Source organism: Austwickia sp., from assembly GCA_016699675.1.
In the GTDB taxonomy this organism is placed as follows: Bacteria; Actinomycetota; Actinomycetes; order Actinomycetales; family Dermatophilaceae; genus Austwickia.
Window position 1 is genome coordinate 819,609 of the sequence record CP064985.1, and the last position, 14,643, is coordinate 834,251.

Sequence of the window (14,643 nt, forward strand, 5' to 3'; positions counted from 1 at the left end):
CCAATCGTCTCGTCAGTCGTGCAGCACCTGCAGCAGGGCGTCCCGCACCCGCACCGAGCGCCGCGGGTCGCGGTCGCCGACCACCGCGACGGTCAGGCCCGCGGCGCGTTCGACCGCGGGCGTGTACGCCGTGCCGAGCCGCGCCGCGTCGGCCCGCACGCAGAACACCCGGGCCGCCTCCGCCTCGGCCGCCACCCGCGCGTTGACCTCCGGGTCGTTCGTGCAGGCCAGCACGTACCACGCCGAGCCCACGTCGCCGTCGGCGTACGGCCTTTGCTCCCAGGCGATCTCGGCGCCCGATCGGACCAACCCGCGCAGCCGCACGCTCAGCGTCGGCGAGATCAGCCGGACCCGCGCGCCCGACTCCAGCAGCCGCGGCACCCGCCGGTCGGCGACGTGGCCGGCGCCGACGACGAGCACCTCGCGCCCCGCGAGGCGCAGCCCCGACAGGTAGACCGGCGCGCCGTCCTCTCCCGCGCCCGCCCCCTCCGTCGCGCTGATCCCCCCGGGCTCGGCCGACCCGGCCGTCCCCCCCAACACGCGAGCGGCAGCGGACCCTGCGCCCGGCGCCAGGTCGTCCGCGGACTCGCGGTACCGGTCGGCGACGACGGCCGCGAGCTCGTCGCAGTCGCCGATGACGTCGGCGACGGCCACCTCGACCTCGGGGTGGGTCGCCGCCCACGCCTGGGCCTGCTCGCGCATCCAGGTCCGCAGCAGTCCGGGCAGCAGGAAGTTCGGGGCCACGACGATCCGACGATGCCCCAGCGTCGCGAGCCGGCCCAGCGCCTCGGGCAGCGAGGGCCTGCTCACCTGGATGAACGCCGCCTCCACCGCGGCACCCGTCCGCTCCGCGAACAGCCGCGCGAGGCGGGCGTGATCGGCATTCGCCTCGGGCACCTTCGCGCCGCGGCCGAGGAAGACCACCCCGACGTCGCGCAGCGGCCAGTCCCCCGCAGCCGCGGCGGCAGCGGCCGCGCGGGCGTGAACTGCAGCAAGCAGGCGCGGGTCGGCCCCGAGCGGCCGGGTATAGCGCACCCGGGTCAGCAGCGCCGGGCCGTCGAGGCCGGCCGCGATGGCCTCCGGGATGTCCTCGCGCACATGGGTGCCCGTACCCAGCATCAGCGGCACGACCACCGCTTGATCGGCGCCCCCCGCGAACGCCGCCCGCACCGCATCGGCAATCGGCGGCTCGACGAGCTCGACGTACCCCTCGTGCACCGCCACGCCCGGCAGCAGGCCGCGCACCCGGTCGATCAGCGCGCGGCAGGCCGCCACCCCGTCGCGGTCCCGCGTGCCGTGCGCGGCGACCACGCAGGCGGGGACCCCCGGCAGGGGCTCAGGCCCGGGCTGCGTCGGCATGTTCGTCATGCTCGTCCCCCATCCAGGTGTAGTCGCGCGGGGTCACGACGTACGGCGGGCGCCCCTCGCTGGGCACGAACGTCGTACTGCTCGAACCGATGATCACCAGCGAATTCATGTCCACCACCGCCGGGTCGAAGTCGGCCAGCGTGGCCAACACGACGCCCTGGCGGCGGCGCTCCGCCTGCATCACCACCCCCACCGGGGTCTGCGGCGGCCGGTGCCCGGCGAAGAGCTCGAGCGCCCGCGGCAGCTGCCAGGTCCGGGTCCGGCTGCTCGGGTTGTACAGGACCGTCACCAGGTCACCCTCGGCCGCCGCGACGAGGCGCCGCTCGATGGCCTCCCACGTCGTGTGCAGGTCGGACAGTGAGATCGTCGCGTGGTCGTGGCCGAGCGGGGCGCCGAGGATCGCCGACGCGGCGAGGCTCGCGGTGACCCCGGGGACGATCACGACGTCGACGCCGTCGGTGCCGTACTCCAGCACCGGGCTAGCCATTGCATAGATCGCGGGGTCTCCCCCGCAGACCAGCGCCACCCCGTCACCGCGGCGGGCCCGCGCCACGGCCTTGGCGATCCGGTCGTGCTCGGAGCCCATCGTGCTCGCCTCGACCTCGGCCCCGGGGCGGGCCAGATCGCGGATCTGGCGCACGTAGGGTCCGTAGCCCACCACATAGCGCGCCTCCTGGATGGCCCGCACCGCCCGCGGCGTGAGCAGGTCCCGCGCGCCCGGGCCGAGCCCGACCACCGACAGCCGACCGCGGGCGGGCAGCCGACCTATCGCACAGGTCGCGTCGGTGGACTTGCGCTTCGGCACGACGAGGACGCCACCGCGCGCGAGCACCGACGCCTCGGCCACGCTGGGACTCCCGACGAAACCGGCCACGCGCTCGCTGGGGGTCGGGACGTCCAGTTCGGCCAGCGTTTGGGCCGGGAAGGGCAGCAGGTGCAGGCCCAGCCGCGCGGCGAGCTGCAGCAGGCCGATCTCGCCGGCCTTGGCGTCGATCGTCGACAGCGCGGCGATCGATTCCTCGGCGAGGCCGGCTTCCGCCAGCGTGGCCCGCAGCAGCTCGTGGAGATGGTCGACGTCGGTGCCCGAGTTGCAGCCCATCCCGACGACGAGGCTGCGCGGCTGCAGTACCACGGTCGGTAGCTCCGACTCGGCGAGGACGGCGGCGCTGGCCCGGTCGGTCACGACGATCCGCGCGGCCGGCGCCCGCTCCCCAACGCTCTCGTCAACGGCGTCGGCGGTCTCGGCTTGGTCGGCGGCGGCGGCGGGGCCCTCGGCCACGTTGTCCGGGAGCGGCGGCAGCGGGCAACGGTACTCGCGGACCAGCCGCACCGGTCGCCCGTCGAGCAGCGCCCGGGTCGTGCCGGCGACGTCGCCGCGGTACGGCCAGCCGAGCGTGTCCAGCGCCGGGACGCCGAGCGAGTCGGTCGCCGTCGTGACCACGGCGGTTGCGCCGGTCGCCTCCGCGACGCGGCGGGCCAGGTCGTTCGCGCCGCCGGCGTGCCCGCCGACGAGCGGTACGGCGAAGCGGGCGGCCTCGTCGAGCACGACGACGCCGGGATCGACCTTCTTGCCCGCCAGCAGCGGCGCGATGATCCGGGTGGTCGCCCCGAGCGCGAGGTGGCTGACGATGAGGTCGCACTCCGCCCACGCGCGGGGCAGGTTCTCGGCGGCGGGCCCGGCGTAGATCGTGGTCCCGCCGAGCGCCTCGTCGAGGTGGTCTGCTCGGCGCCGGGCGGCGGGGCTCGACCCGACCACCTGGCCGATGCGCTCGGTCGGGGTGGCTACTCCGGTCGTCGTCGTCACGCGTCCTCCCGGGGGCGCTCGATCGTCGTCAGGTACGTCGTGGCGGTCGCGCCGTCCGCGTCGGTCAGCGCGAGGTGCTCGACGGTCACCGTGGCGCCGTCGTCGCCGGCGGCGTCCACGGCGTCGGCGGTCCGCTCGGCATCCTCGTCCCCGCAGATCAGCACGATGCGGCGCGGCCGCCGAGCGGTGACCGCACCCAACCAGGACGGGTCGTCGAGGATCACCAGGTCGGGATCGGGAAGGTACGCCGGGACGAGGCGGCGGCCCGACCCTCCCGGCCCCTCGGGGCCTCGTGAAGTGGCCCTGCCTTCCCACCCGTCCGCATCATCCGCGGGCAGCACGTCCAGGTCGACGACCGCCGCTCCGGTGCGGGCACACCAGGCGGCCACCTGTTCGGCCGGCTCCCCCGCGGTCCACACCGTGTCTCCCAGGATAGGAACCCAGCGGCCGAGCACCTGCGCGAGCGCCGGGCTCTGTCGCCCGGCCGCCCCGCGAATCGACGGGCGCCCAGGCGCCCCTGAGTCCGACCCCGAATCCGTCCCGCCTCGCTCTCGCGCGATCACGCGCGGGCCCCCAGCGTACGGCCCGACCTGGCCCAGCGCGTCAGGCGAGCCCGGCTCGTGGGCGAGCACCAGGACCACGTTCGGCTCGGCGACGTCGGTGATGTCCCGGGCGGTGGGTCCGTCGAGGATCCGGACGAGTTCGTCGCTCTCGCCGAGTCGCTCGGCCACGACGTACCAGCGCGTGAGGTCCGCCAGCGCCCCGGCGATCTCGCGGACCCCGTGGCCGGGCGCGGTGAGGATGCCCACCTTCGCCAGCGCCCGGCAGGCGGCCCAGGTCGGCGCCATGCCGTGGCCGTGGGCGCTCACCACCTGGGCGTCGTCCCAGGGCAGGCCGACCGCCGCGAAGGCTGCCGCGATGGACGACACCCCGGGGTGGACCCGGCAGCTCAGGCCGCCGGCCCGGAACCGCCGCACGACGCCGTACAGCAGCGGGTCGCCGCTGGCCAAGACCGCCGCGGGTCCGTCCGGGCGGCCTGCCGCCTCGTACGCCGTGAGCGCCTCGATCGCGGCCGTCACGCCGCCGAGCACGATCCGGCGTTCGGCGGGCACGCTTAGCGCCTCCAGCGCGCGCGTCCCCGCCACGACGCGTCCGGCGGCCGCGACGGCACGACGTACGCCCTCGTCCGGCGACCCCAGGTAGCCGTAGACCTCGATCACGCCGGTCCCGCCCCGTGCTCGGAAGCCACCCCGACCGCGCCCCGCGCCCGCAGGTCGGCCTGGGCGGCGGGGTCGGCCCGGCGGTACTCGTGCCGGAAGCCGGGGTGATAGAGGTGGCTGCGGGCGTCGATCGGGCCCTCGGCCAGGGCCGGCCCGACCATGACGATCGTGTGCTTCCAGAGCTTGCGGTCCCGCATGGTGGTCGACAGCTCCGCCAGCGGACACCGGAGGATCATCTCGTCCTCCCAGGTCACCCGGTAGCCGACGAGGCACGGCGTGTCCGGCGGGTACCCCCCGTCCAGCAGCGCTTGCTGGAGTTGCCGGTGCCGCGCCGCCGAGAGGTAGATCGCCATCGTCGTCCCGTGCGCGGCGAAGCCCGCCACGCTCTCGCGCGGCGGCATCGGCGTTCGCCCGCCCTCCAACCGGGTCAGGACGAAGCTCTGGCTGACCTCGGGCACGGTGATCTCGACGTCGCAGCGGGCGGCGGTGGCTGCGTACGCCGAGATGCCCGGCACCGTCTCGTACGCCAGCCCCAGCCGGTCACACTGGTCGCGCTGCTCGGCGGTGGCGCCGTAGATGGAGGGGTCGCCGGTGTGCACGCGCGCCACGAGCAGCCCCTCGTCGCGGGCCCGCACGAGCACCGGCTCCAGGTCCTCCAGCGACGCGCTGGCCGAGTCGATGACCTCAGCATCCGGCCGGGCGCCGGCGACGATCCCGGGATGGACCAGGCTGGAGGCCCAGATCACGATGTCCGCCTCGGCGATCACCCGCGCCCCGCGCACCGTCACCAGGTCCGCGGCCCCCGGCCCGGCGCCGACGAAGACGACCTTGCCCTCCGGTCTCGTCGTCCCGGCCGCCCCAGCCGCCCCACTCCCCCTGGCCGTCACAGCCGTCCCCCGATCCGCTCGCGCAGGGGCGCGGAGAGGACCGTGCAGAAGTACGGCGCGGCCTCGTCCTCGCCCAGTTCGCCCACGTTGATCAGGCGTTCTTCGGGCAGCGAGACGTCGGTCCCGACCACCGTCGTGTCCGCGCGGCCCGCCGCCCGGAGTCGACGGATGACCTCGGGCATGCGTCGCCCCGACTTGTATGCGACCACCGTGTCGGCGCTCGACAGCGCGTCGTCGAGCGCCGTTAGCCCCGCGGTGACGGGCACCAGAGCGAGCACCTCGGTGCCTTCGACCAGCGGGGTCCGGCTCGCCGCCGCGAGCGCCTGCATGGCCGTGATCCCCGGGATCACTTCGACGCGCACGTCCGGCAGCTCGCGGGTCACGGTGGCCGCCAGATAGGAGAACGTCGAGTAGACGCTGGGGTCGCCGACGGTGGCGAAGGCGACGGTGTGGGCGCCGGATTCGTACGCCGTGAGCGCCGCCGCCGCGGACGTCTCCCAGGCCTCGCGGCGGCGGTCGGTGACCCCGCTGCGGTCGGCCATGCTGAACGGCACCCGCCGCAGCGCCGGCGCGGCCTGCGGGCAGCACCCCAGCACGATCCGCTCGGCGCGACCCGCCCCGCCCGTCCCGTTCGCACTGCCCGGTCCGTGGGCGGTGGACCGTTCGGTCTCCGGGACCAGCACGACGTCGGCGGCCTCCAGAGCCCGGACCGCCTTGACCGTCACCAGCTCGGGGTCTCCGGGGCCGACGCCGACGCCGACCAGCCGGCGCGCGAATGGCGCTGCGGGGCCGGCAGGTTCAGCTCGGTCAGCTCCCGGCGTGGGTGGGGTCGTGGCGTCCACGTGGCCTCCTCAGGTCTACCGCCCGAACGAATCGCCGACGTCAGGTGGAGTTCCTGGCTCGGGTAGTACGTCGCAAGCACCTTGGGTCCCCGCAGCTCACGACGTACGCCCTCACAGTGGCGGGACCGCCCCGGACTCGCACTGACGTGCTCACCGGTGTTCCTCCGCTCCTGGCGCGTCCGTCATCCTGCCACACCGCCACCCCACGGCGGGCGGAGGCAATCCCAGCGCAGGCCGGGCGTGGGGTCGAAAGCAACCAACCCCCACCGAAGTCTCACGAAGACCGGAGGGCGACCCGAAGGGCAGGCCGGGAGAGGGGTCGAACAAGCTAAAGACGCTTTTCCCGCTTGAGAGACCCCTCTCCCGGCCTGCCCACCTCCTCGAATCCCCGCCCCACCCAACGCCGCGTGACGCTCACTCGCGATCACCGGGCCAGCGCGAGCAGTGCCGGCACGTCGAGGTGGGTCTCCACCGCGTCCGCGAGCGCGTCGATCATGGCCTCCCGGCGGTCGGCGAACCCCGGTACGCCGTCGCGGGGCCGCCATCCGCTCCCCGAGGCGCGGGCGATCTCAGTGAGCCACGCCCGTCGAAAGGCGTCGTTCTCCATCGCCCCGTGCCACAACGTTCCCCAGACGGCGCCGACGCGGCAGCCGTCGAGGAACGGCTCAGGCTCGCGATCAGGAGACCCGTCGACCGTGCAGATGCCGTGGTGGATCTCGTACCCGACCACCTCATGTCCGCGCCAGGCGCCGCGGGGTCGACCCAGGATCTTGGCGGCCCCGAACTCGACGTGGACCGGCAGCAGCCCGAGTCCCGGCGTGGGCTCGTCGGCCCCCGCCGCCCGCGCCGACTCGACCCCGCCCTCGTCGCCGATCTCGCGGGCGAGCATCTGGTAGCCGCCGCAGATCCCCAGCACCGGCCGCCCCGCCGCGGCCCGCGCCAGCACCGCGTCGGCGATCCCGCTGGCCCGCAGCCAGGCCAGGTCGTCCAGCGTGGACCGCGAGCCCGGCAGCACCACGAGGTCGGCTTCCCGAACCCGGTCCGCGTCGCGGGTCACCACCACGTCCACCCCGGCCTCGTGCGCCAGGGCGTCCACGTCGGTGGCGTTCGAGGTCCGCGGGAACCCCACGACGGCGACCCGCAGCACGCCCTCGGCCTCGGGGTTCTCGGCGTCGTCGGCCCGCCCCGCCCCGTGCGCCCGCCACCGCGCCAGTTCGAGGGCGTCCTCCCCGTCGAGCCAGACCCCGTCGACCCAGGGCAGCACGCCCAGGCAGGGCAATCCAGTGCGCCGGGTGAGCTCGGTCAGCCCAGGCCGCAACACCTCGACGTCGCCGCGGAACTTGTTGATGACGTAGCCTGCGAGGCGGGCTCGGTCGGCGTCGTCCAGGATCGCCCAGTGCCCGTAGATGGAGGCCAGCTGACCGCCTCGGTCGATGTCGCCCACCAGCACCACGGGCAGCGACTTCGCTTGCGCCAGACCGAGATTGACGTAATCACCGGCCCGCAGGTTGATCTCCGCCGGCGACCCGGCACCCTCGCACACGACCAGCTCGTGGGCCGCCGCCAGCTCGTCGTACGCCGTGAACGCCGCCTCCGCGAGATGCCGTCGCCCAGTCGCGTACTCCCCCGCCTCCAGCGTCCCGCCCGGCCGGCCGCGCAGTACGACGAAGGACCGCCGGTCCGTCCCCGGCTTGAGCAGCACGGGATTCATCGCCGACGTCGGCTCCACCCGCGCCGCGAGCGCCTGCAGGTACTGCGCGCGCCCGATCTCGGCGCCGTCTGCGCAGACCATCGAGTTGTTCGACATGTTCTGGGCCTTGTATGGCGCCACGTCGATCCCCCGCCGCCGCGCCGCCCGGCACAGCCCGGTTACGACGAGCGACTTGCCCGCATCGGACGAGGTGCCGCACACCAAAACGCCGCTCACCGGGAACCTCCAGGTCGCTTGAAGCCAGATTCGGCGGTCCGCTTGCGGCCAGCTCCACGACGCGTTCCGCGGGCCGCGCACCACGCCACCGCCGCCGCCGTCCCCAGCCACGTCACGATGGTCACCAGCTGGGCGGCCCGCCGTACGTCGGGCGCGGCCGTCGGCCCACCCGATCCCAGCCTGGGCCGCTCCTCGACCCGCCCGGCGTACACGTTGACCCCGCCCAACCGCACCCCCAGGGCGCCGGCCCAGGCCGACTCTGGCCAGCCCCCGTTCGGGCTGGGGTGGGCGGCGTGGTCCCGGAGCATCACCCGCCCGGCGGCGCGGGCGTCCCCACCCACCAGCGGCGCGGCCGCACACCCGAGGACCCCGGTCAACCGGGCGGGCAGCAGCCCCATGAAGTCGTCGCAGCGGGCGGACGCCGTACCGAAGCGCGCGTACCGCGGCGACCGGTGCCCCACCATCGCATCGAGGGTGTTGACCGCCCGGTGCGCGAGCAGCCCGGGGACGCCGAGCGCCGCCCCCCACACCAGGGGGCAGGCCACCGCGTCGGAGGCGTTCTCGGCGAGCGACTCCACCGTGGCGCGGGCCAGCTCGGGTTCGCCGAGCCCGTCGGGTGCGCGACCGCACAGGTGCGGCAAGCGATCCCGCGCCGCCGCGAGGTCACCGGCCGCCAGCGCCGTGGCCATCGCCTCCCCCTCCCGCGTCAGGCTCGCCGCGCCCACGACCGCCCAGGTGGCCAGGGCCGTCGCGGCCGCGTGCGCGACCGGCCGGTCCCGGGTGGTCAGCTCCGCGGCCGTGCCCAGCAGCACCACCGGAGCCACACAGACGGCGAGGTGAACCGCGCCCGCGGAGCGCGAGTCGCCGTACGTACGACGCTCCACCCACGCGGCGTACCGCCCGAAGCCCGCCACCGGGTGCCATCGCCGCGGATCCGCGAACACGGCGTCGGCCGCCACGCCCAGCGCCACCCCTGCGGCGCGGCTGAGCAGGGGCGAGACGGGCACGGCGGCGACGCTAGCAGAGCGTCGGCCGCGCAGGTCCGGGGTCGACTCGCTAGTCTCGGACGCGCAGGTGGCCCACCGGGGGGCGCCGCGCAGCGACGGAGGGGCGAGCTCATGCGGCTGATGCGGGTCGGGGCGGTCGGCGAGGAACAGCCCGTGGTCAGCGAGGACGGGCAGACCTGGTACGACGCCTCGGCGTACGGCGACTTCGACCCCACCTTCTTCGGCGCCGACGGCCTGGAGCGGCTGCGCGCGGACCTCGGCGCACGGCGGCTGCAGCAGCGGGACATCGCTGGTCAGCGCATCGGCGCCCCGATCGCGACCCCGCAGGCGATCATCTGCATCGGTCAGAATTACGCCGCGCACGCCGCCGAGTCCGGCAGCGCACCGCCGCAGCACCCGATCGTCTTCCTCAAGCACCCGAATACGCTGCGCGGGCCCCACGACGACGTGCGCGTCCCCCGCGGCGCGCAGTCCGTCGACTGGGAGGTAGAGCTGGCCGTGGTCATCGGCCGCGGGGCCAGCTACCTCGACAGCGACGAGGCCGCGCTGGCGTGCGTGGCCGGTTATGCCCTGGCCAACGACGTGTCCGAGCGCGACTTCCAACGCAAGATCTCGGGCGGGCAGTGGAGCAAGGGCAAGTGCTGCCCCGACTTCTTCCCGCTCGGCCCGTGGCTCGCGGTCGACGAGATCGCCGACCCCCAAGACCTGCACCTGCGCAGCACCGTCAACGGAGAGACCCGCCAGGACTCATCGACCGCCGACATGATCTTCTCGGTGGCGACCCTGATCCGGGACCTGTCCCAGGTCATGACGCTCTCGCCCGGCGACGTGGTCAGCACCGGTACGCCGCAGGGCGTGGCCATGTCGGGCAAGTACCCCTACCTCCAGGCCGGCGACGTGATGGAGATGTTCATCGACGGGCTCGGGCAGCAGCGCTGCGAGCTCATCGCGCCCGACGTCCCGTGAGGCGGTAGTGCCGCCGGCCGAACCTGCCCAGCCGGCCGAGCCCGGGGACCCGGTCCACCCGGCCGACCCGGTCGGAGATGCTGGGGATGCCGGGCGGGGCGCCGCGCCGCGATTGTGGCCCCTGTACGCTGGTGGGTTCCTCGGGCCCTTCGCCGGCGCGATGACCGGGGTGATGCTGCCGGAGCTCGCCGACGGGCTCGGCACGACGATCTCGGGGGCGTCGCTGGCGGTGAGCTGGTTCATGGTCCCGTTCGCGGCGGCGCTCCTCTTCTCGGGGACCCTCGCCTCGCGCTGGGGGCAGGCGCGCGTGGTGCGTACGGCGTTCGTGGCCTACGCGGCATCGTCCCTGGTGGGCGTCTTCGCGACGGCGCTGCCCCCGTTCCTCGCCGGTCGGGCCTTCCAGGGCCTATCCAACGCCTTCACGACACCGCTGCTCATCGCCATGCTGGCGGCCCTGACTCCGCCGGAGCGGCGCGGCCGCGCGATGGGCATCTTCGCAAGCATGCAGGCCAGCGGCACGGCTTTCGCGCCCGTCATCGGTGGCGCGGCCGCGGCCGTCGACTATCGGTTGGCCTTCGGCGCCGCCGCGGCGGTCGCGCTGGCCCTGGCGGCGCTGATGCCGACCACGCACGCCGTACCGGCGTCCGGCGCGGCGACCGAACGCGAGAAGTGGGCCGCGCTGCGCAACCGCGAGCTCGCGCGGACCTGCGTCATCGGGTTCTGCCTCCAGTTCACGGCCACGGGCGTGGGCATCCTGGTCGCGCTCCTCGCGCACGACCGGTTCGGGCTCGACGCCGCGCAACGCGGCCTGGTCACGGCCGGATTCGGGGTGGCGGGGCTGCTGACGGGCACGCTCACCGGCCGGCTGGCCGACCGGTACGGGCTGCGCGTCGTGGGAGCGGGAGCCATGGCGCTGCTGGGACTCGGCATCGCGACCGCCGCGGTGGCCCCGTGGCTGTGGCTGCTGGTGCTGGTCACCTTCCTCGCCGGCATCGGGAACACCGGCTCCCGGGTGACCGCCCAGTCGTTGGCGGTGCGCTCCACGCCGGCCAACCCCGCCGGCGCCACGAGCTTCGCTCTGTCGATGCAGTTCCTCGGCGGGGCGGTGTTCCCCGTGGCCGTCCCGGCGTACCAGGTCCACCCCCAGCTCACCTGCATCGCCGTCGGCGCGGTCGCGCTCGTCGGGGCGCTCGTGGCGGGCACCCGGATTCCTCGGCAGGCGTCCTCGCCCAGCGCGTCGTCTTGAGCGAGGCGGTCTGAGGTCGCGCTCGGGAATCGCGGGCTGGAAATCCTCGAACGAGCGTCCAAGACGCCGATCAAGGGGCTGGTGCGCGGCACGGACGCTGCGGCTCGTTCGGGGGACAGTCATGCCTCGTTACCAGCTCCACCTGCGCGCGCTCCTGAGCGCGCTCGCCACCGTCGCGTGCGTCGCGACAGGCGCCGCCACTGCCACCGCCGCGACCACCACGCCCGCCGCCGCTACTGCGAACGCCACGCTCGCCGCGACCGTCACCCCCGCCGTGGCGAGCACTCCGGGTTCCGGCGGCACCACGCGCCCGACCCAGCCACCCGCCCGCGTGGACCGCGCGCCCACCGACGCCGAAGCCAACCGGCCCGGGCATCGCGCCCCGCTGCCGGTGCCCCCGGAGCCACCCCCGGCGACGACGGCCACCGTGTACCTGACGTTCGACCACGGTCCCGGACCCTCGTTCACGGCTCAGGTGCTCGCCGCCCTGGCGGAATACCACGCGCAGGCCACGTTCTTCATGATCGGACGGCAGGCACAGGCCAACCCCGGCCTCGTCGCCGCCGTGCGGGCCGGCGGCCACGCCGTCGGCAACCACACCTACTCCCACCCGTGGCTCACGGGCCTGTCCAACACCGCCATCGCCGGCGAGATCAGCTCCGCCTCGACCGCGCTCGGGGGAACCCGATGCCTGCGGCCGCCGGGCGGCTTCATCGACGGCCGGGTGCGGTCCGTCGCGGCGCAACAGGGCCAGAGCGTGGTGATGTGGAGCGTCGATCCGCAGGACTGGCGCCGGCCAGGCGCCGGGGCCATCGCGTCGACCGTCCTCGCGAACACCCGAGACGGCAGCATCGTGCTCATGCACGACGGGGGCGGCGATCGCTCTCAGAGCGTCGCCGCGCTCCGCACGATCCTTTCCACGCTGGCGGGCCGCGGATTTGCCTTCCGCGCGCTGCCCCACTGCCTGTAGCAGGTGCACGCCTCTAGGCAGGTGCGCGCTTGCAGCAGATGCGCTTTCTCAGCGTGCGCACCCGCAGCTGGGCGCCTACACAGGTGACGGGCGCCCGGCCTCCCGCAATGGCGCCAAGACCGGGCCCATCTGAAACGCGTCATCAGAGCCGATCAGGCCGCCGTGTCGGTGTCCGGGTCATGACGCGGCCAGAAGTACACGGCCGAGCGATCCAGGGGGTAGCCACTCGGGCCGTCATAGGGGACGCCGGCGAGATCGACGTCGGCGCCCCTGACTCCGTTGAAGCCTGGAACGCCGGCGACGCCGGCGACGCCGAGGGCGCCGGGGAGGACAGGGACGCCGGTCAGCCCGGTCAGGCCCAGCGGCGAAGGCGCGGGGGCCGGCGGGCTGGCGGTGATGGGGCAGCCTCCGCGGGTCAGGAACTGCAGACCGCCTGGGCCGCCGTCGGGCAGGTTGGGGTTGCCGGAGATCGCGAAGTGTCCTTCGTGGTGCCGGTCGTGGTGGAACGGACACAGCGAGACGAGGTTGTCGAGGTCGGTGCGGCCGCCGTCGAGCCAGTGGACGATGTGATGTGCCTCCACGTGACCGCTGCTGGAGTCGGCCTGCGGGCAGCCGGGGGCGCGGCAGCCGCGGTCCCGGTCGGCAATGAGGGCCTTGACCCGGTGGGGCACGATGCGCTGACTCCGGCCCAGGTTGGTCGGGGCGCCTTGGGTCTCCCAGACGGGCGTCAGAACCCCGTCGCAGGTGAGCGCGTCTCGCGCCGGACCGGGCAGGCGTGGCCCAGCGTTCAGCCACGCGCCTTCCGTGTCGAGGTGCACGAGCACCCGGTATCGGTCGCGCCGACTGGCGGAGGATCGCCCCGCGACAGCTTCGACGCACAGGGCCGTCAGCGCGTCGGCGAGGGTGGGTTGATAGGGCATCCCCTCAACATGTCGCAGCGACGCCGTCAGATCATCGCCCCCGCAGAAGCCTGGACGTGGGACCTCGGGGCACCACTCGGCCCATGCTGGGCTTCCTGCCTCGTTCGCGCGCTGGGCTCGCACTCGGCCAGCACCTTCGGCGGGCCACTCTCCTGGAGCCGGACTCCCCGTCCGATCGGCCGAATCGTCGTCAATCTTGCCCGCGCAGACGTCGCCGACACCAGCATCTGAGGCGCCGTGGTCACCGACATCCCCGTGCGTTGGGGGGCCGTCCGCGGTCGGCTCACTCCCGGAACGCGCTGACGTGGCGAGGTTCGCGCCAAGGTCGGCACGCCCAACACGCGCGCCAGGGCCGAATTCGCCGGCGCCGCAGGCGCACTGGGTCTCGTCGACCCGCGCGCAAGAGCCGAAACCACCGGTGCCGCGAGCGCGATCGGTCTTGTGGGCCTGCTGGCCACCGTGGATCTGGTCGGCCTCGTCGGCATGGTCGGCATGATCGGGGCGAAGATGGAAGAGCCGGTCCTTGCCCTCGCGCAGGGCGGCCTCCACCAGCGCGCCGATGTGGGCCGGCGCGTCGTAGCGCAACCGGAAGCGACCATCCTCGTCCAGGCCCATCTGAAGCCGAGGAGGTGCGTCCGGCTCGCGGGATCCCGCCCCGGCGCCCTCGCCGTGCGCGAACGTCGCCGGTGATGCTGCTGCCTCGGACGACCCCACCGCGTCAGCACCAACCGTATCTCTCTCCCGATTTTCCATATCTATGCGATCGGTCGGTGCCGCGAGTGGCTCGCTGGCTTCAATTGCTTCAGTCGCTTCGCTCGCATCAGTGGCCCCCTTTGCTTCACTGGCCGCCCCCTGGGTGTCCGGCTGCGTGCGCACCGGCGGGGCGGTGGCCTCGGAGCGCAACCCCATGGCGGCGCCGGAGTGTGATCCCGTGTCGCTCGCACCGGGCGGGCAGGGCGCTTCGTCTGCAGGGAACGGGTAGCGCGCCGTGGCGCGCACGATCTGGGGCACGGTCGCGTGGAGCGCCAGCGAAGCCACGGCCTCTTCGTAGGCTGAAGGAACCCGCCTGGCAATCGCCAGGACCTGCTCCATCGACAGCTGGCCGGCACCGAAGTGCCTCATCGTCGCGGGCAGTTCGTCACGCCGACGAGCCACCAGTGTGACCTGCCGAGCCCGGCCCCGATCGAGTCCCACGCGCAGCATCAGCCAATGCTCGACGGACTTGATACCCACGCCGAACCACGCTTTGCTGGAGATCGCGTCGGCCGTCAGTCCAACGAGCTGCGCATGCCAACGATTCAGTTCGCCGGCGAGCTGTGCCGCGCGCGACTCCGCCTCTAAGCAAACGGACTCAGGGCAGGCCACTCCCGGCGGGGTCTCCCGTATCGAGGTGGCCGCCATGCGTCTAGAACAGCACTGCTGTACGACTCCTGCCATCTCTTATAGCAACTTTTTTCGACGCTAATGACCTCCTCGTTGAGGCCTA

10 protein-coding genes, 1 pseudogene and 1 riboswitch are annotated in these 14,643 nt (G+C 74.0%); of the genes and pseudogenes, 3 read left to right on the plus strand and 8 right to left on the minus strand.

The window, feature by feature from the left end; all coding sequences use genetic code 11:
• Nucleotides 1-12: 12 nt before the first annotated feature.
• The 7 genes and pseudogenes from IPK37_03850 to IPK37_03880 all read right to left on the minus strand — a co-directional run bounded on the left by IPK37_03850 (nt 13) and on the right by IPK37_03880 (nt 9,055).
• Nucleotides 13-1,359, minus strand: a complete 1,347-nt coding sequence (locus IPK37_03850; protein QQS01581.1) for a cobalamin biosynthesis protein — start codon at nt 1,357-1,359, stop codon at nt 13-15.
• Nucleotides 1,337-3,328: a precorrin-3B C(17)-methyltransferase gene (gene cobJ / locus IPK37_03855; protein QQS02655.1), complete on the minus strand. Its 1,992-nt coding sequence runs from the start codon at nt 3,326-3,328 to the stop codon at nt 1,337-1,339. The genes IPK37_03850 and cobJ overlap by 23 nt, the downstream gene beginning before the upstream one ends.
• Before the next feature lie 434 nt (nt 3,329-3,762).
• A pseudogene (gene cbiE / locus IPK37_03860) lies at nt 3,763-4,392 on the minus strand (precorrin-6y C5,15-methyltransferase (decarboxylating) subunit CbiE).
• Nucleotides 4,389-5,327 carry a precorrin-4 C(11)-methyltransferase gene (cobM, locus tag IPK37_03865; GenBank protein ID QQS02656.1) on the minus strand — a complete coding sequence of 313 codons (939 nt, stop codon included), beginning with the start codon at nt 5,325-5,327 and terminating at the stop codon, nt 4,389-4,391. The pseudogene cbiE and the gene cobM overlap by 4 nt, the downstream one beginning before the upstream one ends.
• Complete coding sequence (cobI, locus tag IPK37_03870; protein ID QQS01582.1) at nt 5,276-6,121, minus strand: precorrin-2 C(20)-methyltransferase; 846 nt, start codon at nt 6,119-6,121, stop codon at nt 5,276-5,278. The genes cobM and cobI overlap by 52 nt, the downstream gene beginning before the upstream one ends.
• A 28-nt stretch (nt 6,122-6,149) precedes the next feature.
• Nucleotides 6,150-6,320, minus strand: a riboswitch (cobalamin riboswitch).
• 225 nt (nt 6,321-6,545) lie between these two features.
• The gene (locus IPK37_03875) at nt 6,546-8,048 is read right to left on the minus strand and encodes a cobyric acid synthase (GenBank protein ID QQS01583.1); all 1,503 of its coding nucleotides are present in this window, start codon (nt 8,046-8,048) and stop codon (nt 6,546-6,548) included.
• Nucleotides 8,045-9,055, minus strand: a complete 1,011-nt coding sequence (locus IPK37_03880; protein QQS01584.1) for a cobalamin biosynthesis protein — start codon at nt 9,053-9,055, stop codon at nt 8,045-8,047. Before IPK37_03880 ends, IPK37_03875 begins: the two co-directional genes overlap by 4 nt.
• Nucleotides 9,056-9,166: 111 nt before the next feature.
• Between IPK37_03880 and IPK37_03885 the strand changes: the two genes are divergently transcribed.
• The 3 genes from IPK37_03885 to IPK37_03895 all read left to right on the plus strand — a co-directional run bounded on the left by IPK37_03885 (nt 9,167) and on the right by IPK37_03895 (nt 12,237).
• Nucleotides 9,167-10,021, plus strand: coding sequence for a fumarylacetoacetate hydrolase family protein (locus IPK37_03885; protein ID QQS01585.1), 855 nt, complete (start codon nt 9,167-9,169; stop codon nt 10,019-10,021).
• Nucleotides 10,022-10,181: 160 nt separating this feature from the next.
• On the plus strand, nt 10,182-11,267 hold the full coding sequence (locus IPK37_03890; protein QQS01586.1) for an MFS transporter: 1,086 nt from the start codon (nt 10,182-10,184) through the stop codon (nt 11,265-11,267).
• 121 nt (nt 11,268-11,388) lie between these two features.
• On the plus strand, nt 11,389-12,237 hold the full coding sequence (locus tag IPK37_03895) for a polysaccharide deacetylase family protein (GenBank protein QQS01587.1): 849 nt from the start codon (nt 11,389-11,391) through the stop codon (nt 12,235-12,237).
• Between the two features lie 152 nt (nt 12,238-12,389).
• On the opposite strand, the gene IPK37_03900 is transcribed toward IPK37_03895, so the two are convergent.
• Nucleotides 12,390-14,558, minus strand: coding sequence for a DUF222 domain-containing protein (locus IPK37_03900; GenBank protein ID QQS01588.1), 2,169 nt, complete (start codon nt 14,556-14,558; stop codon nt 12,390-12,392).
• Nucleotides 14,559-14,643: the final 85 nt, after the last annotated feature.